This window comes from Streptomyces nigrescens (assembly GCF_027626975.1).
In the GTDB taxonomy this organism is placed as follows: Bacteria; Actinomycetota; Actinomycetes; order Streptomycetales; family Streptomycetaceae; genus Streptomyces; species Streptomyces nigrescens.
Window position 1 is genome coordinate 7,784,563 of sequence record NZ_CP114203.1, and the last position, 24,340, is coordinate 7,808,902.

Sequence of the window (24,340 nt, forward strand, 5' to 3'; positions counted from 1 at the left end):
GCCGGACGGGCGGCTGAGTAAAGTGTCCGCGTGAAGATCGCGCTGATGGACTCCGGGACCGGGCTGCTCGCGGCGGCCGCCGCGATGCGGCGACTGCGGCCGGACGCCGATCTGGTCCTCTCCTCCGACCCCGACGGGATGCCCTGGGGCCCCCGCACCCCCGACGATGTCACCGCACACGCCCTGGCCGTGGCCCGCTCGGCGGCCGCGCACCGCCCCGACGCCCTGATCGTCGCCTGCAACACCGCGTCCGTGCATGCGCTGCCAGCCCTCCGTGCCGAACTGGAACCGCAGATCCCGGTCATCGGCACCGTCCCGGCGATCAAGCCCGCCGCGGCCGGCGGCGGCCCCGTCGCCATCTGGGCGACCCCCGCCACCACCGGCAGCCCCTACCAGCGGGATCTGATCGATCGGTTCGGACGCGGTGCGGACGTCACCGGTGTGCCGTGCCCGGGGCTCGCCGACGCGGTCCAGGCCGCCGACGAGGCCGCGATCGACGTCGCCATCGCGGCCGCCGCCCATCTCACCCCACGGGACGTGCGGACCGTGGTCCTGGGCTGCACCCATTACGAGCTGGTGGCCGAGCGCATCCGCGCCGCCCTCCAGCAGCCGGGCGCCCCCGCGCTCGTGCTGCACGGCTCCGCCGAGGCGGTCGCCGCCCAGGCGCTGCGCCGCATCGGTGCCGAGCCGGCCCCGGCGGCCGCTCCGACCGGCGCCCTCAGCGTGATCCTCAGCGGCCGCCCCGCCGGACTGCCGGCCGAGGCGCTCGCCTACGCGGAGGGCCGGCTGCTCGCCCGGAGCCGTACGGACCTCGCGCCGGGGGCCGCGGTACCGGCCGCCCCCGCGGCCGACGGGGCCACCGCGGCGGCCCCCCGCTGACGTCACCCATGACGTCGCCCGTAGCGCAACCCGGGCCGGAACGGGGCCGTCCGAAGCACTGCCATGGTGTGCAAAGACGCGTACGCTGCGTTTCATGAGGGACCACCCCCACGAGGGGGCAGCAGCCCCCGGACACCACAGCAGTACCGACGGCGCCGACAGCGGAGCGCGCCCCGCCGGCGGCTCCCATGCCGAGATCCCCGAGGTCTGGCACGGCAGCGCCACCAACCGCATCCAGTGGCTGCTGGCCGGGATCGGCGCGGCCTGTCTGGCGCTGGGCATCCTGCTCGCCGTCGAGAGCAACTGGACCTCGGGGCGCGCGCCCCTGGTGATGTCGGTGGTCGGCTGTGTCGCGGCCGGTCTGCTGGTGCTCTTCGGCACGCTCGCCTTCGTCCATGTCGCGGTACGCGTCGACAAGGACTGCCTGGAAGTGCGGTGCGGCCATATAGGGGTACCGCGCCGCCGCATCCCGCTCGACACCGTCGTCGGCGCCGATTTCACCCCCCAGGTCACCCCCCGCCACTGGGGCGGCTGGGGCTACCGCTGGCGCCCCGAGCAGGGCACGGCCGTGGTCGTCCGCCGGGGTGAGGGCGTGGTGCTCCAGCTCGGCGACGGGATGACCTTCACCGTCACCGTCGATGACGCCGAGGGCGCCGTCCGGGCGATCCGGGGCCGGCTCCGGCCGCGTGAGGGGACCCCGGCGGGCACCTGAGTGCCGCGCCGACGGGCCCGCAGCGCACGTGCGCTGCGGGCCGTGGAGGACCGGGGACGTCCCGTAGGGTCGGACCATGGCAACCCCCGACTTCATTCGTGATCTCCGGAACTCCATCGGCCGGCAGCTCCTCTGGCTGCCGGGGGTGAGCGCGGTCGTCTTCGACGGCCAGGGCCGTGTCCTGCTGGGCAAGCGGGTCGACACCGGCGGCTGGTCGGTGATCGGGGGCATCCCCGAGCCCGGTGAGCAGCCCGCCGAGACCGCGGTGCGGGAGGTCTACGAGGAGACCGCCGTCCGGGTCGTTCCCGAGGGCATCGTCCTCGTCGAGACCATGCCGCCCACCCACTACCCCAACGGCGATGTCTGCCAGTTCATGGACGTGACGCTGCGCTGCCGGGCGGTCGGCGGTGAGGCGCGGGTCAATGACGACGAGTCGCTGGAGGTGGGCTGGTTCGCCGTGGACGCCCTGCCGGAGCTGGAGGAGTACGCGCTGACCCGGATCAAGCGGGCGCTGGAGGCCGGGCCGGCGTGGTTCCACGGGATGGAGGAGGAGCGGCCGGGCCGGCACCCGGAAGCCTGAGCCCCCGGCCGTCGTCTCCGGGGGTTCAGGCCGTCGGGCGACGGGCTACAGCTCCTCCGTCGACGGCTCGTCCAGCGGGTCGGACGACTCGTCGGGAAGCGGCGGCAGCTGGGAACCGTCCGGGGAACCGGGCTCCTCGGTGCTGCCGGGCGGCTCCTCCGTGTGCATCTCCCGCTTGTCCTTGCGGCAGGTCGTGATCCAGGTGCCGGTGGGGCCGCTCTCGTACTGGCAGAACCAGCCCCGTACGGAGAGCGTGCCCCGGTCGTCCTGTGCCTCCCGCGGCGCGCGCAGAAAGAACTCGGACATCACCTGACGGGCCTCCGCGCAGCCCACCGTGCCGCCGGCCCCGGGATCGGCGAAGAGGGTGACGTCTCCTTCCGCGCCCAGCGCGTCGGCGAGCTCACCGCAGTCCACCGGCTGCCCGGGGACGGTGGGGGAGGCGGAGCCCGGCCCACCGTCCGGGCCGGCGCCCGTGGGGGAGGACCTCGCGGCCGTCGTGTCCTTGCCGCCGTCCGCGTCCCCGCAGCCCGCGGCGGCCAGCGCGAACAGCACGGTCGGCACGGCGATGAGCCTCCGCATGTCGGCCTCCCTTGTGGCGGGGCGGTGCGCAGACGGCACGCTGACGAGGCTAGGAGCCCGCCGGGCGCCGTGCGATCCGGGACGGCCGGTCGGGTGAAGGGCACGCGCCGTGGACCGGTGCGCGGAAGGCGCCAGGGCCCCGGCCGCCGGCGCACCGCCCGGCAGGTGCCGCCGCCACACCCGGCCCGCGAAGTGTGGTGCCGCACCACATCGGTGCCGGCCCGGTCGCTGCCTAGGGTGCGGACATGACCGTGATCGGCACCCCAGGCCCGGTATCCCTCGACCTCGACGGCCGTACCGCTCTCGTCACCGGCGCGGCCGGTGGCATCGGACGCGCCTGCGCGCTGCGGCTGGCCGCGGCCGGCGCCACGGTGCGCGCGGTCGACCGGGACACCGACGGCCTGACCCGCCTCGTGACGGATCACCCGAACGGCGCCCCCGGCCGCATCGAACCGTGCCCGCTGGATCTGACCGATCTGGACGCCGCCGAGCGGGCCGCGGCCGGCACCGATCTGCTCGTCAACAACGCGGGCCTCCAGCTCGTCCGGCCCATCGAGGAGTTCCCGCCCGAGGTCTTCCACCAGGTGCTGACCGTGATGCTGGAGGCGCCCTTCCGGCTGCTGCGGGGTGCGCTGCCCCATATGTACGCACAGGGCTGGGGCCGCGTCATCAACATCTCCTCCGTGCACGGACTGCGGGCGTCCCCCTACAAGTCCGCGTATGTCGCCGCCAAGCACGGCCTGGAAGGGCTGTCCAAGACCGCGGCCCTGGAGGGCGCCCCGCACGGCGTGACCAGCAACTGCGTCAATCCCGGATATGTCCGCACGCCCCTCGTCGAACGGCAGATCGCCGACCAGGCCGCCGCACACGGCATCCCCGAGGAGCGCGTACTGGCCGACATCCTGCTCGCCGACTCCGCCCTGAAGCGGCTGCTCGAACCGGCGGAGGTCGCCGAGGCCGTCGCGTATCTCTGCACCCCGCAGGCGTCCTTCGTGACGGGCACCTCGCTCGCCCTGGACGGGGGCTGGACCGCGCACTGAGCGGCACCGGTCCGTACCCGGGCGGCGGGAGGCTGGCGCACCGCGACGACCCGGAGGTATCCCTGTGACCATGCCCACCGAACAGCCGACGCCCGAGCCGGGTCCCGGGGCCGGGAACACCCCGCGACCGGTGCCCGTTCCGTACGCCCCGGAGGGCACCCTGGCCGGCGATCCCGCCCACGACCCGGCCGAGGCACCGTTCCTCGGGCTGCTGGCCACCGGTGCCGCGGCCGAAGAGTACGAGCGCCCGGTGCTGCGCGCCCGCGCCGGGGGTGCCGCCGCCGGCCGGCTCGCCGCCCTGGAGCGGGCCAAGCTCCTCGCGCTGCGGGTGCGCGCCGAACTGGAGGACCGCCGGCGGCGCGAGGCCGAGCTGTCCGCCCTCTACGCCACCGCGCACGACCTGGCCGGGCTGCGGGACCTCGACGCGGTGCTGCGCGCGATCGTGCGCCGGGCCCGCTCCCTACTGGGCACCGAGGTCGCCTACCTCACCCTCAACGACCCGTCCGCCGGTGACACCTATATGCGGGTCACCGACGGCTCGGTCTCGGCACGCTTCCAGCAGCTGCGGCTCGGCATGGGCGAGGGCCTGGGCGGACTGGTCGCACAGACCGCCCGCCCGTACGTCACCGACAGCTACTTCCACGACGAGCGGTTCCGGCACACGCACACCATCGACTCCGGCGTCCAGGACGAGGGGCTGGTGGCGATACTCGGGGTGCCGCTGATGCTCGGCAGCGGTGTGATCGGGGTGCTGTTCGCCGCCGACCGGCGCGAGCGGGTCTTCGAACACGGCCAGATCGCGCTGCTCGCCGCCCATGCGGCGCATGCCGCCGTCGCCATCGACACCGCCAACCTCCTCGCCGAGACCCGTAAGACACTCACCGAACTGGAGGCCGCGAACGAGATCATCCGTGACCGCAGCGCGGTCATCGAGCGCGCCTCGGACGTCCATGACCGGCTGACCGAACTGGTGCTGCGCGGCGGCGGGGTCCAGGACGTCGCCGGGGCGGTGGCGGAAGTCCTGCACGGCGAGGTCGAGTTCACCGAGCCCGGCGGGGCACCGGCCGAGGCACTGGACCGCTCGCGCGCCGACGGGCACGCCGTACGGGACGGCGCGGACTGGGTCGCGGCGGTCGGGGCGGGCGGCGAGGTGCTGGGCGCGCTCGTGCTGCGCGGCCATCCGGCCCTCGACCCGGTCGACCAGCGGACCCTGGAGCGGGCCGCCATGGTCACTTCGCTGCTCCTGCTCGCCCGGCGGACCGCCGGCGAGGCCGAACAGCGGGTGCGCGGTGAGCTGTTGGACGACCTGCTGAACGCGGCGGACCGTGACCCCCGGCTGCTCCGGGAACGCGCCGCCCGGGTCGGCGCCGACCTGGACGCGCCGCATGTCGTCCTGGCCGCCCGGACCGACGGGCCGCGGCCGGACGACGCGCACTCCCACGGCACCGACCGCCACCGGCTCCGGTCGGCGGCCTCCCATCTCGCCGCCACCCGCCGGGGCCTGGCCGCCGTACGGGACGGCGGCGCCGTCCTGCTGCTGCCGCTCGGCCCCGACGACGACCCGGCACACACGGCCCGCGAGACCGCCGCCCGGCTCGGTGCCGCGCTGCACCTGCCGGTCACGGTCGGCGCCTCGGCTCCGGTCCCGGCGCCCGCCGCCCGCCCCGCGGCGGTCGCGGACGCCTACGCGGAGGCCCGACGCTGCCGGGAGGCACTGGGGGCGCTCGGCCGGGCCGGCCAGGGGGCGGCCGCCGCCGACTTCGGCTTCCTCGGGCTGCTGCTGGCCGACACCCGCGATGTGGACGGCTTCGTCCACCGCACGCTCGGCGCGGTCACCGACTACGACGCCCGCCGCGGTACGGAACTGCTGCGGACCCTCGGCGCCTACTTCGCCTGCGGTATGAGCCCGGCCCGCACCAAGGACGCGCTGCACGTCCATGTGAACACCGTCGCGCAGCGCCTGGACCGGGTGAGCCGGCTGCTGGGCCCCGACTGGCAGACCCCGGCACGCGCCCTGGAGATCCAGCTGGCGCTGCGGCTGCACCAGCTCTCCTCCGGCGTGGCGGGCGATACCGGCGCGTAGCGGGGGGCGTCGACCGGCACCGGGCTCACGGGCGGTCCGTACCGATGGCCGCCTCCGGGTGCGCGCCGTCGCGACCTGCGGCAGCGTGGTGCCGAAGCTTCCCCCCTTCCCACCGGACAGAGGAGTGCGACATGGGTGACAAAGGTGCCATGGACAAGATGAAGGGCAAGGCCAAGCAGAAGGCCGGCAAGATCACGGGCAACGAGCGGCTGAAGGGCGAAGGCCGTGCGGACGAGGCCAAGGGCAGGTCCAAGGGCGCGATGAGCGACGCCAAGGAGAACCTCCAGGGGATGAAGGACTCCCTGAAGGGCAAGAGCCGCTCCTGACGCCCGGCGGGGGCGTGGCGGACCTGTGCCCCGTCTCCCGGAGCGTCCCCGGGCCCGCCACGCCCCCGCCGTACATCAGGTGGTTCAGGCCCCTCCGGACGGTCCGGCCGATGACGCCCCGCCGTCCGGACCGGCCGTGCGGCCCTCGCCGGCCACCGCGTTCCCCTCCACCGCGTTCCCGTCCACCGCGGTGAGATCCCGGCTGCGGGTCTCCCGCGCGACCCCCACCGCGAGCAGCGTCAGCAGCGCGGCGGCGATGACGTACAGGGCGATCGGCGTCGGGCTGTCGTAGTCGGCGAGCAGCGCGGTTGCGATCAGCGGGGCGGGCGCACCGGCCGCGACCGAGGAGAACTGGGCACCGATCGAGGCGCCCGAGTACCGCATCCGGGTCGCGAACATCTCCGCGAAGAAGGCTGCCTGCGGCGCGTACATCGCACCGTGGAAGACCAGGCCGACGCTCACCGCGAGCAGCAGCGGCCCGAAGTGGTGGGAGTCCACCAGCGCGAAGAACGGGAACGCCCAGACGCCGACACCGGCCGCGCCGAGCAGATAGACCGGCCGGCGCCCGATCCGGTCCGAGAGCGCGCCCCAGGCGGGGATCACCGCGAAGTGCAGCGCCGAGGCGATCAGTACGGCGTTCAGGGCGGTCTGCTGCGACAGCCCGGTGTGCGAGGTCGCGTACACGAGCACGAACGCCGTGATCACGTAGTACGAGATGTTCTCGGCCATCCGCGCCCCCATCGCGATCAGCACATCCCGCCAGTGGTGCCTGAGCACCGCCACCAACGGCATCTTCTCCAGCGCGGCACCCTCCGCCCGGCGGGCCTCGGCACGCGCCAACGCGGCCCGGAACACCGGTGATTCGTCCACCGAGAGCCGCACCCACAGCCCCACGATCACCAGCACGCCCGAGAGCAGGAACGGCACCCGCCAGCCCCAGGACGTGAACGCCGCGTCCGACAGCAGCGCCGTCATCACCGACAGCACCCCGGTGGCCAGCAACTGCCCGGCGGGTGCGCCGGTTTGCGGCCAGGACGCCCAGAACCCGCGCCGCCGGGCGTCCCCGTGCTCCGACACCAGCAGCACCGCGCCGCCCCACTCACCGCCCAGCGCGAACCCCTGGACCAGCCGCAGCGCGGTCAGCAGCACCGGCGCCGCCGTGCCGACCGTCGCATGGGTCGGCAGCAGCCCGATCGCGAAGGTCGCCCCGCCCATCAGCAGCAGGCTCAGCACCAGCAGCTTCTTGCGCCCCAGCCGGTCCCCGTAATGCCCGAAGACCAGCGCCCCGAGGGGCCGCGCGGTAAAGCCCACCGCGTACGTCAGAAACGACAGCAGGGTCCCGACGAGCGGATCGGACCCGGGGAAGAACAGCTTGTTGAACACCAGCGCGGCGGCGGACCCGTAGAGGAAGAAGTCGTACCACTCGACGGTCGTGCCGATCAGGCTCGCGGCGACGATGCGCCTCAGGTTCGCGGACGCGGGCGGGGAGGTTGCGGGGGCGGCCATGGTCACCACTTCCGGGCGGCTACGCGGACGTTGACGTATCGCCACACCGTAGAAATGCCCAGGTCAGGCGCACATGTGGTGGGACACCACACTTCGGGGCCACACCATGCGGGCGGGCACCATGACGGGCCGAGGGGGACACACGGCCCGGTCACGAGCGGAAGCGTGTCAAGAGGCCCTGGCTCATGCCGGCCATATGCGGGCGCCCGGAGGGGCAAGGCAACCGCCTTACTCTCCACGGCCTCTCCCTGGGCGACTTTGTTCGATCGTCAATGGAGGACTGATGAGCAAAGCGAGAACCCGCCGCGGCACCTTGGCGGGCGCGGTCCTGGTGGGGGCGGCGCTGGTGGGGTCGTCCGCCCCGCCCGCCGCCGCGGTCGTCGGGGGAGACCGGGCCGAGATCAAGAAGTATCCGTGGACGGTCGCTCTGACGTCGCGGGACGTGAAGGACCCGGACTGCGCGGGCACCCTCGTCGCGCCGCGCAAGGTGCTGACGGCGTCCCACTGCGTGAGCCCGGCCACCGTCGACGGCGTGCGTGTGGTGGGCGGACGGGAGGATCTGCGGGACACCCGCAAGGGCACCGTGCGCAAGGTGGCGAAGCTGTGGATCCACCCCAAGGCCGACACCGAAGGGAACGGCGCCACCTACGCGCACGACCTCGCCGTCCTCACCCTCAACGCCCCCATGCCGTACCGGACCCTGCCGCTCGCCACCCCGGCGCAGCAGAAGCTGTACGAGGAAGGCACGCCCAACAGGGTCCTGGGGTGGGGCTCCACCACGGGCCGCGACGATGACCTCCGGGTGCCGCCGCTGCAGACCGCGCTGATACCCAACCGGGGCGACGAGCAGTGCATCACGGCGTATGGCACCCGCCGGTACCAGAAGTCCTACACGATGTGCCTCGGCTACCCGGCGGGCGGTGTCAGCGCATGTTCCGGGGACAGCGGGGGGCCGGTCGTGGTGCGGGGGCGGCTGGTCGGTGTCATCAGCGGCGGCGGCAGTTGTACCAGCCGCCTCTACCCGGGCGTCGCCGTGAAGGCGGCCTCCTACTACCCGCTCCTCCAGAGCCGGATCGCCGGATGAGCGGGCAGGGGGGCATCCACATGGCGCGACACAAGTACCTGCGGTGGCCGGTCCTGGCAGGGCTCATGGTGCTCGTCGGGGCCGGCTTCGCCGTGCTGCCGGCGCACCCCGCCCAGGCCGTCATCGGCGGACAGAAATCCAGTACGGCAGCGGCACCGTGGACCGTCACGATCAACCTGTGGCGGCAGACCGACACCTATCCGCGCTCGGGGCAGTTCTGCGGCGGCACCCTGGTCACTCCGAGGAAGGTCGTCACCGCCGCCCACTGCGTCGTCGACGAGGCCCCCACCGATCTGGGGGTGGTCGCGGGCCGTACCGACCTGCGCCGCCACGAAGGCCGGATGCGCAAGGTGACCAAGGCCTGGATCCATCCGCGATTCGGCCGCCACCTGGAGAACGATGTCGCCGTCCTCACGCTCGACAAGCCGATGCCACCGCAGTACACCCCGCTGCCCGTGGCCACCGCTGCCGACACCGGTCCGTACCGCCCCGGCACCCGTGCCCGGGTCCATGGCTGGGGTCTGCTGGACAACGAGGGCCGTGAGGCGAATGTGCTCCGGTCGGCGAACCTGCGGGTCCTGGCCGACCGGACATGCCAACGGCTCAACCCCTGGGGCGACATCGACCCCAAAATGCACGTCTGCGCCAACGATCCGGTCACCGGCGCCCACCATGCCGAAGGCGACAGCGGCGGCCCGCTCGTCGCCGGCGGCAAGCTGATCGGGATCGTCAGCTGGCTGGCCGGCGGCAACGCCACCACCCCCACGACCGGCGTCTACACCCGGGTCGCGGCCTTCTCCCGCGAGATCGGCCGGCAGCTCGGGTAAGGATGCGTGGTGAGCGGGGCGGCCGGACGGCCGGCCGCCCCGCCTCCGCCGGAGGAACGCCCGCGCCCGGGAAAGCGCTGACGAGATCAGCCGGTTCCCCGTCAGCCGGTTCCCCTCGTCACACCGGTCGGCGGAGCCGGGCGAGGACGAGATGGGCGGTGGCGGCCACGAGCGCCAGGACCAGGCAGGCCGTCCAGACCACGGCGGTGCCGCCGAAGGCCCCGATCAGTTGTGAGCTGAACAGGGGTGCCAGGGCGACGGAGACGCTCCATACGGAGAGGAACCAGCCCTGGTAGGCGCCCTGTTGGTGGGGTGGCGCCAGGGCGGCGACCAAGGTCATGCAGGTCGGCCAGATCACGATCTCGCCCAGGCTCCACAGCACCACGGTCGCCGCGTACCCCGGCACGGAGTGGACGGCGACGGTGCAGCCCAGGCCGATACCGGTGAGCACGGTGGCCGCGGCGAGCGCGAACTCGGGCCGTATACGTCCCGCGAGGCGGGTCAGCGGTATCTGGAAGATGACGATGACCAGGCCGTTCATCATCATGGCCAGTCCGTAGCCGGCCGGGGAGAGCCCGTCGGCCGTCATGGTCAGCGGGAGGGCGACCAGCGGTTGCTGGAACAGTATTCCCAGCAGCAGCACCGACCCGAGCAGCACCAGGAACGGCCGGTCGCGGTGGACGGCCCTGGCCGGCAGGGACTTGCTGCCGCGACGCGGCACCGGCTCCGGGCGGGTCTCCGGGACGCAGCGGTAGACCACGGCTCCCGCGGCCAGGTTGGCGCACGCATTGACCACGAACAGCAGGAAGAAGCCGTGCTCGGCGGCGAGGCCGGCGCTGACCGCCGCGACGGAGGACCCCAGGTTGGTGCCCCAGTAGAGCAGCGAGAAGGCCCGGGGCCGGCCCTCCTCGCTCACCAGGTCCGCGACGGCCGCCGCCCGCGCGGGCCGGGTGGCGTTCAGCCCCACCCCCACCACGAGCGTGCCGACCAGCACCATGATCTGGGTGCGTGCCGTGCCGAGTGCCAGCATGCCGACCACGGCCAGCACCTCGCTCGCCAGCAGCACCACCCGGCGGCCGAGACGGTCCGCGAGCACACCGCCGGCCAGCGAGGCGATTCCGCTGCCGACCCCGAACACCGTCAGGGCCAGGCTGGCGAAGGAGACCGAGTACCCGCGCACGCTGGTCAGGTAGATCGCCAGGAAGGGCAGGACGAATCCGCCGGCGGAGGTGATGAGGGTCTCGCCCCAGAGCCACCAGAACGGGCGCGGCAGCCCGCCCAGGGAGGTGCGGAGCGCCTTCACCACGGTCCCGCCCGGCTGCTGCGCGCTCAGCTCTCCTCCTCGTACTCGACGTGCAGGGTCCGCACCAGGTGGTCGCGGAACTCCACGGCGGCGGCGTCCGACTCGTGGTGGGACAGGACGATGGCCGGGTACCCCGCCCAGTCCGGGTAGGGGCGGAGCAGGGCGCCGGGGCCGACGGTCTGCACCACCTGGTCGACCCGGGGGTCGGCGCGTACGGCGTCCAGCCCGTGTACCCGGACGATCCGTCCGCCCTTGCCGACCGGCACCGAGTAGGCCGCCGCGTGACCGGTAGGCACCGGCTCCTGGCTCCAGCAGACCGGCTCCTGGCCGAGGTGGATGCGCAGCGCCTCGGCGGCCAGGTCGATCCCGCCGGCAATGTGCGTCAGGTAGTGGTTGACGCCCGCGCCGCCGATGCGCGCGGCCATCTCCAGCAGGACCGGCCGTACGCCACCGATCAGCCGCAGCTCCGTGTGCGTGGCGCCTTCGGTGACGCCGAAGGCATGGTGCGCGCCGATCACTTCCGCCTCGATCGCGGCCAGCACGTCCGCGGGCAGTTGGGCGGGCGCGCGCACCGTGGTCTCCTCGAAGTAGGGCCCGGTCATCTCCCCCTTCCACTCGATGGCACAGACCCGCACCCTGCCGTGGTGGACGAGGGACTCGGCAGCGACCTCCGGACCGTCCAGGTACTCCTCGACCAGCACGCCGACCCCGTCGGCCGGCCCGCCGGCCTGCCGCAGCTCGGTCTCGCACAGCTCCCATGTCCGGGCGACGGCCGGCACCAGCTGGTCCTTGTCGTCCACGCGGACCACGCCGAGGCTGGAGTAGCCGTTCGCCGGCTTGACCACCACGGGGAAGCGCAGGGTCAGTGCGTCCGCCCAGCGGTCCGGGCCGTCCAGGCTGACGAAGCCGGGCGCCCCCAGTCCCGCCTCGCGCAGCAGCCGCCGCATGCTGCGCTTGTCCCGGACCACCGCCGCCACCTCCTCGGGCAGGCCGGGGAGTCCCAGCATCCGGGCGGCGCGGGCCACGAAGGGCACCACCTTCTCGTTGCCCGGCATGATCCCGTCGAAGGGGTCGCGCCGGAAGCGCTCGACGAGCGTGGACAGCGCCGACTCCGGGTCCCCGTCGATGTCCAGCGGCAGGACCTCGACCACCGACTTCGCGCGCCCGGCGGACTCCACGGAGTCGTCACCCCGGGGCACGAGCACCAGGTCGATACCGGCGCGCTCAGCGGATTCGAACACCCAGGGAAAGCTGGACAACTGACCGACGAGGACGATTTTCGGGCGCTGTGGCATGGGGTCTCCGGAGGTGCGGACGCAGATGGACCGGGCTGGTGCGGGCGCGGCCCGGCCGCCGCCCGGCACGGCCCCGCCAGACTGCCCCGCGGCCCTTGGCACCCGCTTGCAGAACCGTTTGACGTCCCGCCACACACCGGGGCAGCCGTACCGGTGAGCGGCGGGACCGGAACGTCAGTGCACCTGCCCGTCCGGACCGGTCCGGCTGAGCACGGACCGCAGCCCGTCCACGAGTTCGTCCGCGTCGGCACGGCTGAAGACCAGCGGCGGGTTGATCACCAGCGCGTTCGGGTTGGTGCGCAGCAGGATGCCGGCCTGCTCCCGCAGCGCGTCCGCCACGGCGAGGGTGCCGCCCGTCAGCGGCCGGCGGCTGTCCTTGTCGGACACCAGCTCCACCGCCAGCATCAGCCCGAGCTGCCGCACCTCCCCGACGACCGGCAGGTCGGTCAGCTCCGCCAGCCGCCACCCCAGGTGGTCACCGACCACGGTGGCGTTGGCCGCCAGTTTCTCGCGCTCGATGATGTCCAGATTGGCCAGCGCCACGGCACAGGCCGTCGGGTGCCCGGTGTAGGTGTAGCCGACGGGGAAGCCGTGGTCTCCGGTCACTTCGGCCGCGACCTCGTCGGTCGTCAGGACGGCGCCGTGCGGTACGTACCCGGAGGTGAGGCCCTTGGCGGTGACCATGATGTCGGGGACCGCGCCGAAGTGCTCCGCGGCGAACCAGTGCCCGAGGCGACCGTAGGCCGTGACCACCTCGTCGGAGATCAGCAGGATGCCGTAGGAGCGCAGCAGTTCGGCGACCCGCGGCCAGTAGTCGGCGGGCGGGATCACCGCGCCGCCGCCGCCCATGACGGGCTCGCCGATCATCGCGGCGATCCGCTCCGGGCCGGTCCGCTCGATGGTCTCGCGCAGCTCGGCCAGGCAGAAGTCGGTCACCTCGGCGCCGGAGAACAGCTCCCGGCGGTACGGGTGCGGCGGGGTCAGGAAGTGGACGTCCGGGAGGGAGGGCCCGAACCCGTCGTGGTAGACGGGGAATCCGGAGACTCCGCCGCTGCCGTAGCCGATGCCGTGGTAGGCCATCCGGCGGGAGAGGATCCAGGTCCGCTGCGGCTCGCCGCGCCGGTGGTGGTAGAGGCGGGCCATCCGCAGCGCGATCTCGTTGCCCTCGGCGCCGCCGCTGGTGAAGTACACCCGGCGCAGCGGTTCCGGGCTCAGTCCGGCCAGCCGTGCGGCCAGCTCCACCGCACGGTCGTTGCTGAGGGGGCCCCAGATGTGGAAGTAGTCGAGGCGGGTCATCTGCTCGGCCGCGGCCTGCGCCAGCTCCTGCCGGCCGTGGCCGACTTGGCTCACCCCGAGCACGGCGGAGGCGTCCAGATACTCCCGGCCGTGGGCGTCGCGGACCCGGCTGCCGGAGCCGGAGACCAGCACGGTCCGGTCGGTGCGGTGCGCGGGCAGCGTGGGGTGGATCAGGGTGGCGCGGTCCGTGGCGGCGAGTTCGGCGCCGGACGCTCCGGACGGGGCGGGGCGGTCTGAGGACAAGGCGGGCTCCTTCGGGACGGCGATGGCGCGTCCCCAGGCTCCCCGCCACGGCTTGCCACCCGCTGGACGTACCGCTGCGCCCGGCCGGCGTCCGGCCCCGCCCGGGCCCGCCGGAGCGGGGTGCCCGACAGGCGCCGCATCAAATGGATGTCAAGAGACCGGTGGGACGGTCGAGCCGCCTACAGCACACAGCCATGCGTCGGCTCTGCGAACCGAGAGGACCACGGTGAAGTCCATCCTTTTCTATCTGCCCACGGTCGGCAGCCATGCCCAGATCCTGCGCGGTATGTCGGGCGTCAACCCGCAGAACTACCAGAACATGCTCTGGCAGCTCACCCGCCAGGCGCAGGCGGCCGACGAACTCGGTTACTGGGGGCTCTCCTTCACCGAGCACCACTTCCACGTCGAGGGCTTCGAGGTGTCCAACAACCCGGTCATGCTGGGCCTGTATCTCGGCATGCAGACCAAGCACATCCGGGTCGGCCAGATGGCCAACATCCTGCCCTTCCACAATCCGCTGCGGCTCGCCGAAGACCTGGCGATGCTCGACCACATGACCCGCGGCCGGACCTTCGTCGGCATCGCGCGGGGGTTCCAGAAGCGCTGGGCCGAGGTCATGGGCCAGGTGTACGGCGTGGGCGGCACGCTCTCCGACGCCGGCGAGAGTGACCGGCGCAACCGTGCGCTCTTCGAGGAGCACTGGGAGATCCTCAAGAAGGCGTGGACGACCGAGACCTTCTCGCACTCCGGCGACCGGTGGACGATCCCGGTGAAGGACCTGGAGTTCCCCTACGAGGCGGTGCGCCGGTACGGCCGCGGGCTGGACGACGACGGGGTGGTCCAGGAGGTGGGCATCGCCCCCAAGCCCTACCAGCGGCCCCACCCGCCGGTGTTCCAGCCGTTCAGCTTCAGCGAGGACACCTTCCGGTTCTGCGCCCGGGAGGGCGTGGTGCCGATCCTGATGAACACCGACGACCGCGTCGTCCGCCGTCTGATGGACCTCTACCAGGAGGAGGCCGAGGCGGCGGGGCACGGCACACTGCGGCGCGGTGAGCGGGTGGGTGTGATGAAGGACGTCCTGGTGTCCCGGGACGCCGATGAGGCCCACCACTGGGCGGCCCGCGGCGGCGGTTTCATCTTCGAGAACTGGTTCGGCCCCATGGGCTTCACCGAGGCGCTGCGGAACGAGGGCGAGACCGGGCCGATCGGGTCGGACTACGGAACGCTGGTCGAGCGCGGCCTGGAGTGGGTCGGTACGCCCGACGACATCAACCGCAAGATCGAGAAGCTGGTGGCGCACCACGACCCGGAGTACCTGCTCCAGTGCCAGTACTCCGGGCTCATTCCGCACGACGTACAGATGCGCAGCCTGGAGCTGTGGGCCACCGAGATCGCACCCAACTGGCTCTGAACGGGGCTCAGTTCATCCCGTCCCGGCGGCCGGTGCGGGGGCACTCCCCGGCGCTCGGTGACGTGCTCCGCGCACCGCCGGCCGCACCGGACCACAAGGAGGACCGCGGTGGAGCACCGCCTCTTCGAGCTCGACGCCCTGCCGCTGCTCAGCGGGGAGACCCTCACCGATGCCAGGATCGGCTACGCCGTGCACGGGACGCTGGACGCGGACGGCGCCAACGCCGTGCTGTGCCCGTCGTTCTTCGGCGGTGACCACACCGGCTACGACTGGCTGATCGGGGAGGGCCGGCCGCTGGACACCGGCCGGTACTGCGTCATCACCGCGGGGCTGTTCGGCAACGGGGTCTCCAGCTCGCCCAGCAACCACCCCTCCGGGGCGGGCTTCCCGCTGATCACCCCGCAGGACAACGTCGCCGCACAGCACCGGCTGCTCACCGAGCACCTGGGCGTCCGGGAACTGGCCCTGGTCACCGGCTGGTCGATGGGCGCGGCGCACACCTACCAGTGGGCGGTGTCGCATCCGCGGATGGTGCGCCGGATCGCGCCGGTCTGCGGCGCCCCGGTGACCAGCGAGCACAACCAGGTCTTCCTGGCCGGCCTGGCCGCCGCGCTGACCGCCGACGGCGGCGCGGAGCGGGGACGGCGCGCCGCCGGACGGCTCTTCGCCGGATGGGGGACCTCGCACCCCTTCTGGGCGCGGCAGACGTACCGGGAACTGGGCTTCGCCACCCGGGAGGACTACCTCACCGGGTTCTGGGAGGAGTTCTTCGTGGCGGGCCCGGCCACCGCGGACCTGCTGGCCATGGTGCGCACCTGGGAGAGCGCCGACGTGGGCGCGACCCCGGGGTCCGGCGGCAGCGCGGAAGCGGCGCTGGCCTCGGTCACGGCCGAGGCGGCGGTGCTGCCCGGTGCCCTGGACCAGTGCTTCGCCGCCGCGGACGAGGAACGGGTGGCGCGGACGCTGCCGCACGCCGTGCTGGAGGAGATTCCGGGGGTGTGGGGTCATCTCGCGGGGGCCGGGGCGGACGCCGCCGACCGGGAGTTCGTCGGCGCTGCGCTGCGCCGTCTCCTGGCCCGCCGCCCCGCGACGGTACCGGCCTGCGACGGCTGACACCCGGCGGCCCGGGCGGGCGCGCGGACGGTACAACGGGGTACCGTCCGCGCCCGCCCGGGCCGGGTGGCGATCAGGTCGAATAGTCGGCGTTCAGCCGGATGTAGCCCTCGGTCAGGTCGCAGCCGTACACGGTGAAGGCGCCGTCCGCGATGCCGAGGTCGATGCCGATGACCACCTCGCTGCCGGCCAGTTCGGCGGCGACCGCGTCCCGCACCTCCTCCTCGCTCCGCGCCCCGGGCAGGCCGGGCGGATAGACGGCCACCTCGCCGAAGCGGATGACCACCCGGTCCTGCTCGATGTCGGTGTCGTCGGAGCACTTGCCGATCGCCATGGCGACCCGGCCCCAGTTGGGGTCCCCGCCGTGCACCGCGGTCTTGACCAGCGGGGAGTTGACCACGGCCTTGCCGACCCGCTTGGCCTGCGCGTCGTCCCGGGCGCCGCGGACCCGCACCTCGATCAGCTTGCCGGCGCCCTCGCCGTCCCGGGCGATGTCCTTCACCAGCGTCAGCGCGACCTCGTACAGCGCCTCCTCGAAGGCCGCCGGGTCCACCTCGCCCGCCAGACCGTTGGCGAACAGCGCCGCGGTGTCGCTGGTGGAGGTGTCGGTGTCGATGCTGACGGCGTTGAACGTACGGGCCATCACCCGGCGGAAGATCCGGTCCTGCTCCGCCGGGTCCAGCCGCGCGTCGGTGGCGAAGAAGGTGAGCAGGGTGGCCATGTCGGGCTCCATCATCCCGACACCCTTGGCGATGCCCGCCACCACGGCGTCACCGACCCGCCGGCACGCCTGCTTGGGCCGGGTGTCGGTGGTCATGATCGCCCGGGCCGCCCGGTCGAAGCCGCCGTCGGGCAACGGCACGGTCAGGGTCTTGAGATGGTCGCGGAGGGCCGGCATCGGGTACTGGCGGCCGATGACGCCGGTGGAGGCGATCAGCAGCTCCTCCTCGGGCAGCCCCGCGGCCTGCGCCACCGCGGCCCGCACCTCGCGGGCGTTGCGCTCGCCCTCCGCGCCGGTGGCGACGTTGGCGTTGCGGGCGAGCACCACCACGCCCCGGGCGCGGTGGTCCGCGGCGGCGGCACGGCTGAGCACCACGCTGGGCCCCGCGAAACGGGAGCGGGTGAAGACCGCGCTCACCGTGGCCGGTGCGGTGGAGAGCAGGACGGTGAAGTCGTCCCGTCCGTCGTCCCCGAGGCCCACGGGCGCGGTGTGCACCGCGAACCCCCGCGGTTCGTAGGTATTGCTGTCCGTCATGCCTGTTCGTCTCCCGGGTACCGAAGGGGCGGGCTGGGGTGCGGCGCTGGGCCGTCCCGCTGATCCATACCATGTTCCGTTGCCGGAGTGCGGAACGGAGCCGGGCGGCGGGGCAGTTGTGGCGGCCCCCGCCGCCCGGCTCCGTTCTGGTGGTGCGCTCAGCCGCGCGGGGTGAAGGCGACCACGTCGCCCGCGCGCTCCCCGCCGGAGAGCTGCCCGTTGCGGGGGGTGCGGATGTAGACGCGGTGCAGCCAGCGGTCCCGGCCGTCCCAGCGGGGGGAGAACGGGGTACGGGCGTGCGTGGTACGGAAGTTGTCGACGATCAGCACATCACCGGGCGTCAGATACACCGCCTCGGTGACCTCGTCGAGCGCCTTCGACAGCGCGGCGACCGCCGCCACGTCCTCCGGGACGTCCGGGGTGAGCAGCTCACGGTCATAGCCGATGAAGGGATCCCCGGGGTCCCCGTACAGGGGGGTGACCTGGGCTATGGCCCCCGGGTCCGGCACCCCGCCGCGGAACGACACGTCCACACAGCACGGCATCTTCCGTCCGAAGAGCCGCTCGCGCACCTCGGCGGAGAGCAGCGGCAGCGCCTTGCGGACCGAGGCGACCAGGGTGGCCGCCGTGCGCTCGTGGTCGGCCCGGGTGCAGGCCAGCATCACGTAGTTGGGCTGGAGGACGTGGTACGCCATCTCCGTGTGGAACTCCAGCAGCGTCTCGGAGGTCTCCGACGACAGGTAGTGGGCGTCGGGGGAGGGGTACACGTCGTGGTAGACGGTGCCCGCGCGCAGCTCCTTGTAGCCGGTGTGCAGGCCCAGGCGGCGGCCGACGACACCGAGCATCGCCTCCATGGTCAGCAGCGGGCGGTCCGTGGGAGCCGGGGTGCTGGTCGGGGTGGGCGGCAGGGCCGCCTCGTCCTCCACCGGGAGGCCGCGCAGCATCAGATAGCCGTCCTGGTTGCCCTCGGCGTTGAAGGTGTCCAGCGCGGTCGCCAGGGCGCCGGGGAGCGCGGTGGCGGCCGTCTGCGCGGATTCCAGGAAGGCGTCCAGGTCCGCGCGGGGCGTCTGCGGCAGCCGCGCGGCGAGGGCGCGCAGCTCACCGGCGAAAGCGGTGCAGTCCACGACTGTCACGGGGATTTCCTTTCCTAGGCGTGCTCTTGGACGTGTGCGCGGGCGTACTGGTACAGCAGCTCCGCGCCGATTTCGGTGGCCAGGACGGAGGTGATGCCGCCGTGGTCGTAGAGCGGCGACACCTCCATGACGTCGAATCCGACCGGTCGCAGGTCCCCGATGCCGCGCAGCAGCGCCAGGACCTCCCGGGAGCTGGGGCCGCCGGGGGCCGGCGTCCCGGTGCCCGGGGCGAAGGCCGGGTCCACGACGTCGATGTCCACCGACACATAGAGGGGCGCGTCGCCGACGATGTCCCGCACCAGCCGGGTGGCGGCGTCGTTGCCGAGGTCGGCGAAGGTGTCGGCGGTGACGATGTGCACGCCGTGCCCGCGGGCGTAGTCCAGCGAGTCGGGCTGCGGGTTGTGCCCCCGGATGCCGATCTGCACCATCCGCTGCGGATCGACCAGCTTCTCCTCGATGGCGTGGCGGAAGGGCGTGCCGTGGTGGTATTCGCCGCCGTAGAAGGCGGGGTTGGTGTCGCTGTGGGCATCGAGATGGAGCACGGCCAGCGGCCCGTGCTTGGCGGAGACGGCCCGCAGCGCGGCGAGGGTCAGTGAGTGGTCGCCACCGAGCATGAGGAACGCCGCGTTGTCGGCGAGCAGTTCGGCCAGCCGACGCTGTGCGGTGTCCATGGCGATGTGCATGTTGAACGGGGTCAGATCGATGTCGCCGGCATCGACGCAGCTGATCAGGTCGAAGGTGCCCGGTCCGCGGTCGATGCCCACCCCGTGGATGAGCCCGGACTCACTGCGGATGGCGCGGGGGCCGAAGCGGGCCCCCGGCCGGTAGCTGGTGCCGCCGTCGTACGGGGCGCCGATGACCACGACGTCCCGGCCGCGCGGGGCGGGATCGTGCGGCAGCCGCATGAAGGTGGGGATCTGCGCGTAGCGGGGGGAGACGGTGGTGTCGATGCGTTCCACGCCCTGGTTGCTCCTTCGTCTGTGCGCGGGGTGACGTGTCGTCACGAAATGGGCTGTGTGCGGCTCTCCAGCTGGCCGGCGGCGAGCTGCACCACTTCCTCGGTGGCCACCTCGTCCGGGTGCCGCCCGGCCACCACCACCTGGTCGAACAGCTCCTGGACGACCAGGCGCTTGGCGTGGTGCACCCGCCCCTGGGGGACTCCGGCGGCGGTGAGCAGCCGGCTGAACGACGAGGTGGTGCCGGATCCCTCGTGCACCCCGAGCTTGGGGCGCAGCACGGTCTCCTGCGGAAGCACATCGCCCATCGCGGCCCGGAGCACCCACTTGTCCTGGCCGTAGCGGCGCTTCAGCCCCGCCTCCAGGGGGACCAGGACGTCCAGCACCTCGCGGTCCCAGTAGGGGTGGGTGGACCAGTGGCCGCCGATGCCGGAGAGCACCGGGGACATCTCGTTGAGGCCGTCGAAGGTCTCCATGTCGTGGGCGAGCGCGGTGTCCAGGGCGGGCAGCCGGTCCTCGCGGTGCATCCCGCCGAGCGGGATGTCGGCGCCGTAGCCGGTGAGGATGCGCCGCCCGGTGCCGCCCAGCCGCAGGTACAGGGCGGTCAGCGGGAGCAGGTACTCGATGATGTCGGGGTCCAGGGACTCCGCCGCCCAGACCGTGTGCGGCAGGCGGCGCAGCAGGTCGTCGGTGGGGATGGTGAGTTCGCGGTGCGCGGTGCCGAGGTGCGCGGCGACCACCCGTGCCTGCGGGAACTCATCGGCCTCGTCCGTACCCATCGAGACGGTGTCGACCGGGCCGGCCGCCCGGCCCGCGGCCAGCGCCGCGACGCTGGAGGAGTCGATCCCGCCGGAGAGCACCACCAGCGGCGCCTCCGGGCCCATACGGACCTGGACCGCGTGCTCCAGGGCCCGGCGGACGGCCGCCACCGCCTCGTCCTCCGGCAGGATCCGGCGGGAGAGCGGCGGCGCCCAGGTGCGGTGCGCGGTGCAGCCTCCCGTGCCGAGGGCGACCTCCAGCACCGTGCCGGCCGGGACCTGGTGGACCCCGGGCAGACGGCGGACCGGGCGGGCGGCGGGCAGCGGACGCCCCGTGGGGGCGGTACGCAGCGCCTTGGCCTCGGTGGCGGCCAGCACCCGGCCCGGCGCGGCCGTCAGGTACAACGGCACCGAGCCCGCGTGGTCGGTGGCGAGCAGCACCCGCCCCTCGCCCTGCACCAGCGCGGCGAAGCGGCCGTTGAGCAGCCGGAACGCATGCAGGTCATAGATGTCGAAGAGCGCGCGGACGAGCTGGGCGTCACCGTCCGGCCCGGCGCCGGGCGGCAGCAGCGACCGCAGCTCGGCCTGGTTGTAGAGCTCTCCGGCGAACACCACCGCGCAGCGCGGTCCGTACGCCCGGGCGGCCTCCGGTGCGCCGGTGTGCAGCAGGCCGGTGTGCAGCGTGTGGCCGTGCCGTTCCTCCCGCTCCAGGGCGCAGGACCCCAGCGAGGCGAAGACCGGGGCCGGGGCCCGGCCCCCGTCCTGATGGACGGCGGCCAGGAAACCGGTGGCGGCGGGCAGGGTCCGCTCCATGTCAGATGCTCAGGGCCGCGAAGCCGCCGGCCTGGAAGTCGTAGTTCACCGGGACCTCGATGAGGAACGGCCGCCCCAGACCGGCGCCCTTGCGCAGCGCGGCGAGCAGCTCCTCGCGGCTGCCGGCCCGCACCGCCTCCACCCCGTTGGCCTTGGCCAGTTCGGTGAAGTCGACACCGGTGAACTTCACCGCCGGGTCGTGGGAGCGGTGGTGGCCGATGTTCTGGTAGAGCTCGATCAGCCCGTTGGTGTCGTTGTTGACCACCACGGTGACGATGGGCAGGTTGAGCCGGGCGATGGTCTCCAGGTCCGAGCTGTTCGAGTGGAAGCCGCCGTCGCCCGCGATGAGGAAGGTGGGCTGCCCCGGACGGGCCAGCTGGGCGCCCATCGCGGCGGGGATGCCGTAGCCGAAGCTGGAGCAGCCGGCCGAGGTCAGGAAGCCGAACGGCTGGTCGGCGCGGGCGAAGAGCACTCCGTAGTGCCGGAAGAAGCCGATGTCGGAGACGATGGTGCCCTCGCCCGGCTCGGCGCTCTCGGCCATCACCGTGTTCATGCAGTCCATCACCTGGTGGACCCGCATACCGTCCGCATGGCGCTCGGGGTCGGAGAGGAACTCGGCGATCCGCTCGCGGAGCGGGGCGATGTCGTGCGGGGTCTTCGCCGCCACCTGGCCCGTGTGGGCCTCCAGGTGCTCGACGAAGGCCAGCACATCGGTGACCACGTCCACGTCGGGCCGGTAGACCCGCGGGACGGGGTTGACCGTCGGCGAGACCCGGACGGTCTGCTTCGCGCCGCCGCGCTGCCACATCGACGGCCGCAGGTCCTCGGCGTAGTCGTAGCCGAGGGTGAGGATCAGGTCCGCGGGGCCGAACAGGGTCTCCAGCGCCGGGAAGGAGAGGATCCCGTCCATGTAGCCGGTGACCGCACCGTAGTTGAGCCGGTGGCCGTGCGGCAGCACCCCCTTGGCGATGTAGGTGGTGATGACCGGGATGTTCAGGCGCTCGGCCAGGGCGCGGATGGCCGGTACCGCACCGGACCGGATCGCCGCGGCACCGACCACCAGCACCGGGTGCTCGGCGGCCGCGAGCAGCTCGGCGGACCGCTCGGCCTCGGCCTGCCAGCCGTCCTGGACCGCGCCTACCGGCTTTCCGGGCGCGCGCACGGCCGGACGCTCCTGCGTGGTGTCGACCTCGCCGGCGAGCAGATCGACCGGGAGCGAGAGGAAGCTGGGGCCGACCGGCTCGGTGGTCGCGGCGGCGACCGCGGAGTCCACGAGGTCGGTGATGTCATCGGGGCGCTGCAGCTCCACCGCGTACTTGGTCATCGGACGCATCACGGCGACCGAGTCCAGGCACTGGTGGGTGTCGTTGGGGAAGATGTCGTACGACTCGGACTGGGCGGCGAGCGCGATGACCGGCGAGCGGTCCAGGATCGAGGTGGCGACACCGGTGGACAGGTTCGTCATACCCGGGCCCAGCGTGGCCCAGCAGGCCTGCGGCCGGCCGCTGATCCGGGCCAGTACGTCGGCGGCGACCCCGGCGGTGAACTCGTGCCGGGTCAGCACGAAGTCGATGCCCTCCACCTCGTCGAAGAGGATGGACGCGGCCTCCCGGCCGACCACGCCGAACACGGTCTGCACTCCGTGGTCCCGCAGGCGCTGGAGCAGGGCGTGCGCGGTCGTCGGATTCGTACCGGGGGTGGTGGACACACGGGACATGACAGCTCCTCATATGTGGGGGGGACTGTGACGACACCGGGCGGATCGGCCGCACGGGCCGGTGCCCCGACGGCACGGGCCGGTCGGGACGCCGTGCTCACCATGCGGAGCGGGCCTTGCACGGCTGTGGACGTTCCCCTTGCGGGCGGCCGCCGCATGCCGCGGTCCGGTGCACGCGGTACGCCAGCGCTTTGTCAAGCGCTTGAAAAGGAGGGCGTTGTGGCCCCGGGGCGCCGGCGGCTACCGTGCTGCGGGCCGGCTTCCGCAGCGGACCGCCATGCCACGCCCCGGGGCCGACAGGCCCCGCCGTCCTCGCGCCGCGGCGTTTCCGCACCCGGCCCAGCCTTCGCCCGGGGGAGCCCCCTGGCTCCCTCAGCGCTCCCCATTCCCTGCCGCTCGCCCCGCCCAGCGGCGTCCGCACTGGAGGTACCGCCATGCCCGCGTCCCCGCGTCCGCCCGTCCGCGCACTGCGTGAACTGCACGTCAGCGCCCAGGGATTGGGCTGCCTGCCGACCACGGCCTTCTACGGCCGCCCGGACCCGGCCCGGGCGGTCGCCACCATCCGCGCCGCCCTGGACGCCGGGGTCACCCTGCTGGACACCGCCGACGTCCAGGGCCTGGGCGCGGGCGAGGAACTGCTCGGCCGGGCCGTCGCGGGACGCCGGGACGAGGTCGTGATCGCCAGCAAGTTCGGCATGGTGCGCTCCGCCGACGGCGCGTTCCAGGGGCTGTGCGGTGAGCCGTCCTACGTGCGCACGGCCTGCGAGCGCTCCCTGCGCCGCCTCGGCGTGGACCACCTCGACCTCTACTACCAGCACTGGACCGACCCGGCGGTCCCGGTGGAGGAGACCGCGGGCGCGGTGGCCGAGCTGGTCAGCGCGGGCAAGGTCCGCCACTTCGGGCTCTCCGAGCCCTCCGTGGCCACGCTGCGCCGGGCCGACGCGGTGCACCCGGTGACCGCGGTGCAGAGCGAGTGGAGCCTGTGGTCGCGGGACATCGAGGCCGAGGTGGTGCCGGCCTGCCGCGCGCTGGGCATCGGCATCGTCGCGTACGCCCCGCTGGGCCGCGGCTTCCTCACCGGAGGCATCCGCACCACCGACGACCTGGCCGCCGAGGACTTCCGCCGCGGCCAGCCGAGGTTCAGCGCCGACGGCCTGGCGCACAACCGGGCGCTGCTGGACCGGCTGCGCCCCCTCGCCGCGGAACGCGGCCTGACCCTGGCCCAGCTCGCCCTGGCCTGGCTCCACCACCACGGCCCCGACGTCGTCCCCATCCCCGGCACCAGCGACCCGGCCCATCTGACCGAGAACCTCGCCGCGGCCGCGGTCCGGCTGGACGAGGACGACCTGGCGGCGGTGGCGGAGGCGCTCGCCGTCCCGGTGCTGGGGGAGCGCTATGCGCCCGCGCTGCTCGCCATGACCGGCAACTGAC

21 protein-coding genes are annotated in these 24,340 nt (G+C 73.3%); 11 read left to right on the forward strand and 10 right to left on the reverse strand.

Features of this window, described 5'->3' with window-relative positions:
• The first annotated feature begins 30 nt into the window (after window positions 1-30).
• The 3 genes from STRNI_RS34575 to STRNI_RS34585 all read left to right on the forward strand — a co-directional run bounded on the left by STRNI_RS34575 (window position 31) and on the right by STRNI_RS34585 (window position 2,171).
• Window positions 31-879 carry a glutamate racemase gene (locus STRNI_RS34575; RefSeq protein ID WP_277412610.1) on the forward strand — a complete coding sequence of 283 codons (849 nt, stop codon included), beginning with the start codon at window positions 31-33 and terminating at the stop codon, window positions 877-879.
• A 94-nt stretch (window positions 880-973) separates the two neighbouring features.
• Complete coding sequence (locus tag STRNI_RS34580; RefSeq protein WP_018090818.1) at window positions 974-1,591, forward strand: hypothetical protein; 618 nt, start codon at window positions 974-976, stop codon at window positions 1,589-1,591.
• Between the two features lie 76 nt (window positions 1,592-1,667).
• On the forward strand, window positions 1,668-2,171 hold the full coding sequence (locus STRNI_RS34585; protein WP_277412611.1) for an NUDIX hydrolase: 504 nt from the start codon (window positions 1,668-1,670) through the stop codon (window positions 2,169-2,171).
• Window positions 2,172-2,216: 45 nt separating this feature from the next.
• On the opposite strand, the gene STRNI_RS34590 is transcribed toward STRNI_RS34585, so the two are convergent.
• Window positions 2,217-2,750: a hypothetical protein gene (locus STRNI_RS34590; protein WP_159489590.1), complete on the reverse strand. Its 534-nt coding sequence runs from the start codon at window positions 2,748-2,750 to the stop codon at window positions 2,217-2,219.
• Window positions 2,751-2,995: 245 nt separating this feature from the next.
• On the opposite strand from STRNI_RS34590, the gene STRNI_RS34595 reads away from it, so the two are divergent.
• The 3 genes from STRNI_RS34595 to STRNI_RS34605 all read left to right on the forward strand — a co-directional run bounded on the left by STRNI_RS34595 (window position 2,996) and on the right by STRNI_RS34605 (window position 6,199).
• Window positions 2,996-3,790: a 3-hydroxybutyrate dehydrogenase gene (locus STRNI_RS34595; protein ID WP_266449076.1), complete on the forward strand. Its 795-nt coding sequence runs from the start codon at window positions 2,996-2,998 to the stop codon at window positions 3,788-3,790.
• A gap of 64 nt (window positions 3,791-3,854) precedes the next feature.
• Window positions 3,855-5,873, forward strand: a complete 2,019-nt coding sequence (locus STRNI_RS34600; protein ID WP_381285341.1) for a helix-turn-helix domain-containing protein — start codon at window positions 3,855-3,857, stop codon at window positions 5,871-5,873.
• Between the two features lie 131 nt (window positions 5,874-6,004).
• Complete coding sequence (locus tag STRNI_RS34605; protein WP_018090813.1) at window positions 6,005-6,199, forward strand: CsbD family protein; 195 nt, start codon at window positions 6,005-6,007, stop codon at window positions 6,197-6,199.
• Window positions 6,200-6,283: 84 nt separating this feature from the next.
• Here STRNI_RS34605 and STRNI_RS34610 read toward each other — a convergent pair whose 3' ends face one another.
• A complete protein-coding gene (locus STRNI_RS34610; protein WP_277412612.1) occupies window positions 6,284-7,705 on the reverse strand; it encodes an MFS transporter in 1,422 nt (473 codons plus the stop codon).
• 283 nt (window positions 7,706-7,988) lie between these two features.
• Here STRNI_RS34610 and STRNI_RS34615 point away from each other — a divergent pair, with 283 nt between their 5' ends.
• Together STRNI_RS34615 and STRNI_RS34620 are read left to right on the forward strand one after the other, a co-directional pair.
• Complete coding sequence (locus tag STRNI_RS34615) at window positions 7,989-8,789, forward strand: S1 family peptidase (protein WP_159489586.1); 801 nt, start codon at window positions 7,989-7,991, stop codon at window positions 8,787-8,789.
• A 20-nt stretch (window positions 8,790-8,809) separates the two neighbouring features.
• Window positions 8,810-9,616 (forward strand): S1 family peptidase, encoded by an 807-nt coding sequence (locus STRNI_RS34620; RefSeq protein ID WP_266449064.1) that lies wholly within the window; start codon window positions 8,810-8,812, stop codon window positions 9,614-9,616.
• A 118-nt stretch (window positions 9,617-9,734) separates the two neighbouring features.
• On the opposite strand, the gene STRNI_RS34625 is transcribed toward STRNI_RS34620, so the two are convergent.
• From STRNI_RS34625 to STRNI_RS34635, 3 genes are all read right to left on the reverse strand, one after another.
• A complete protein-coding gene (locus tag STRNI_RS34625) occupies window positions 9,735-10,922 on the reverse strand; it encodes an MDR family MFS transporter (protein ID WP_266449061.1) in 1,188 nt (395 codons plus the stop codon).
• A gap of 23 nt (window positions 10,923-10,945) precedes the next feature.
• Window positions 10,946-12,214: an ATP-grasp domain-containing protein gene (locus STRNI_RS34630; protein ID WP_159489580.1), complete on the reverse strand. Its 1,269-nt coding sequence runs from the start codon at window positions 12,212-12,214 to the stop codon at window positions 10,946-10,948.
• Between the two features lie 174 nt (window positions 12,215-12,388).
• Window positions 12,389-13,753, reverse strand: a complete 1,365-nt coding sequence (locus STRNI_RS34635; protein WP_277412613.1) for an aminotransferase family protein — start codon at window positions 13,751-13,753, stop codon at window positions 12,389-12,391.
• Window positions 13,754-13,979: 226 nt separating this feature from the next.
• Between STRNI_RS34635 and STRNI_RS34640 the strand changes: the two genes are divergently transcribed.
• Window positions 13,980-15,164 (forward strand): LLM class flavin-dependent oxidoreductase, encoded by a 1,185-nt coding sequence (locus STRNI_RS34640; RefSeq protein ID WP_159489578.1) that lies wholly within the window; start codon window positions 13,980-13,982, stop codon window positions 15,162-15,164.
• A gap of 108 nt (window positions 15,165-15,272) precedes the next feature.
• Window positions 15,273-16,277 (forward strand): alpha/beta fold hydrolase, encoded by a 1,005-nt coding sequence (locus tag STRNI_RS34645; protein ID WP_159489576.1) that lies wholly within the window; start codon window positions 15,273-15,275, stop codon window positions 16,275-16,277.
• A 73-nt stretch (window positions 16,278-16,350) separates the two neighbouring features.
• Here the strand turns inward: STRNI_RS34645 and argJ are convergent, their stop codons facing one another.
• From argJ to STRNI_RS34670, 5 genes are all read right to left on the reverse strand, one after another.
• Window positions 16,351-17,532 (reverse strand): bifunctional glutamate N-acetyltransferase/amino-acid acetyltransferase ArgJ, encoded by a 1,182-nt coding sequence (gene argJ, locus STRNI_RS34650; RefSeq protein ID WP_277412614.1) that lies wholly within the window; start codon window positions 17,530-17,532, stop codon window positions 16,351-16,353.
• Between the two features lie 158 nt (window positions 17,533-17,690).
• The gene (gene cs1 / locus STRNI_RS34655; protein ID WP_159489573.1) at window positions 17,691-18,665 is read right to left on the reverse strand and encodes a clavaminate synthase Cs1; all 975 of its coding nucleotides are present in this window, start codon (window positions 18,663-18,665) and stop codon (window positions 17,691-17,693) included.
• 14 nt (window positions 18,666-18,679) lie between these two features.
• Entirely contained in the window at window positions 18,680-19,624 is a 945-nt protein-coding gene (gene speB / locus STRNI_RS34660; RefSeq protein ID WP_018090802.1) for an agmatinase, read from the reverse strand.
• Between the two features lie 41 nt (window positions 19,625-19,665).
• Window positions 19,666-21,192 carry an asparagine synthase-related protein gene (locus tag STRNI_RS34665; protein WP_277412615.1) on the reverse strand — a complete coding sequence of 509 codons (1,527 nt, stop codon included), beginning with the start codon at window positions 21,190-21,192 and terminating at the stop codon, window positions 19,666-19,668.
• A gap of 1 nt (window position 21,193) precedes the next feature.
• Window positions 21,194-22,909, reverse strand: coding sequence for a thiamine pyrophosphate-binding protein (locus tag STRNI_RS34670; RefSeq protein WP_018090800.1), 1,716 nt, complete (start codon window positions 22,907-22,909; stop codon window positions 21,194-21,196).
• A 434-nt stretch (window positions 22,910-23,343) separates the two neighbouring features.
• On the opposite strand from STRNI_RS34670, the gene STRNI_RS34675 reads away from it, so the two are divergent.
• Window positions 23,344-24,339 (forward strand): aldo/keto reductase, encoded by a 996-nt coding sequence (locus tag STRNI_RS34675; protein ID WP_159489569.1) that lies wholly within the window; start codon window positions 23,344-23,346, stop codon window positions 24,337-24,339.
• Window position 24,340 lies beyond the last annotated feature (1 nt).

Coding starts and splice junctions, on each gene's coding strand:
- STRNI_RS34585 (WP_277412611.1), top strand. CDS start 1,668: ATGGCAACCCCCGACTTCATTCGTGATCTCCGGAACTCCATCGGCCGG.
- STRNI_RS34630 (WP_159489580.1), bottom strand. CDS start 12,214: ATGCCACAGCGCCCGAAAATCGTCCTCGTCGGTCAGTTGTCCAGCTTT.
- STRNI_RS34610 (WP_277412612.1), bottom strand. CDS start 7,705: ATGGCCGCCCCCGCAACCTCCCCGCCCGCGTCCGCGAACCTGAGGCGC.
- STRNI_RS34620 (WP_266449064.1), top strand. CDS start 8,810: ATGGCGCGACACAAGTACCTGCGGTGGCCGGTCCTGGCAGGGCTCATG.
- STRNI_RS34595 (WP_266449076.1), top strand. CDS start 2,996: ATGACCGTGATCGGCACCCCAGGCCCGGTATCCCTCGACCTCGACGGC.
- STRNI_RS34580 (WP_018090818.1), top strand. CDS start 974: ATGAGGGACCACCCCCACGAGGGGGCAGCAGCCCCCGGACACCACAGC.
- argJ (WP_277412614.1), bottom strand. CDS start 17,532: ATGACGGACAGCAATACCTACGAACCGCGGGGGTTCGCGGTGCACACC.
- STRNI_RS34590 (WP_159489590.1), bottom strand. CDS start 2,750: ATGCGGAGGCTCATCGCCGTGCCGACCGTGCTGTTCGCGCTGGCCGCC.
- STRNI_RS34675 (WP_159489569.1), top strand. CDS start 23,344: ATGCCCGCGTCCCCGCGTCCGCCCGTCCGCGCACTGCGTGAACTGCAC.
- STRNI_RS34615 (WP_159489586.1), top strand. CDS start 7,989: ATGAGCAAAGCGAGAACCCGCCGCGGCACCTTGGCGGGCGCGGTCCTG.
- STRNI_RS34670 (WP_018090800.1), bottom strand. CDS start 22,909: ATGTCCCGTGTGTCCACCACCCCCGGTACGAATCCGACGACCGCGCAC.
- STRNI_RS34605 (WP_018090813.1), top strand. CDS start 6,005: ATGGGTGACAAAGGTGCCATGGACAAGATGAAGGGCAAGGCCAAGCAG.
- STRNI_RS34665 (WP_277412615.1), bottom strand. CDS start 21,192: ATGGAGCGGACCCTGCCCGCCGCCACCGGTTTCCTGGCCGCCGTCCAT.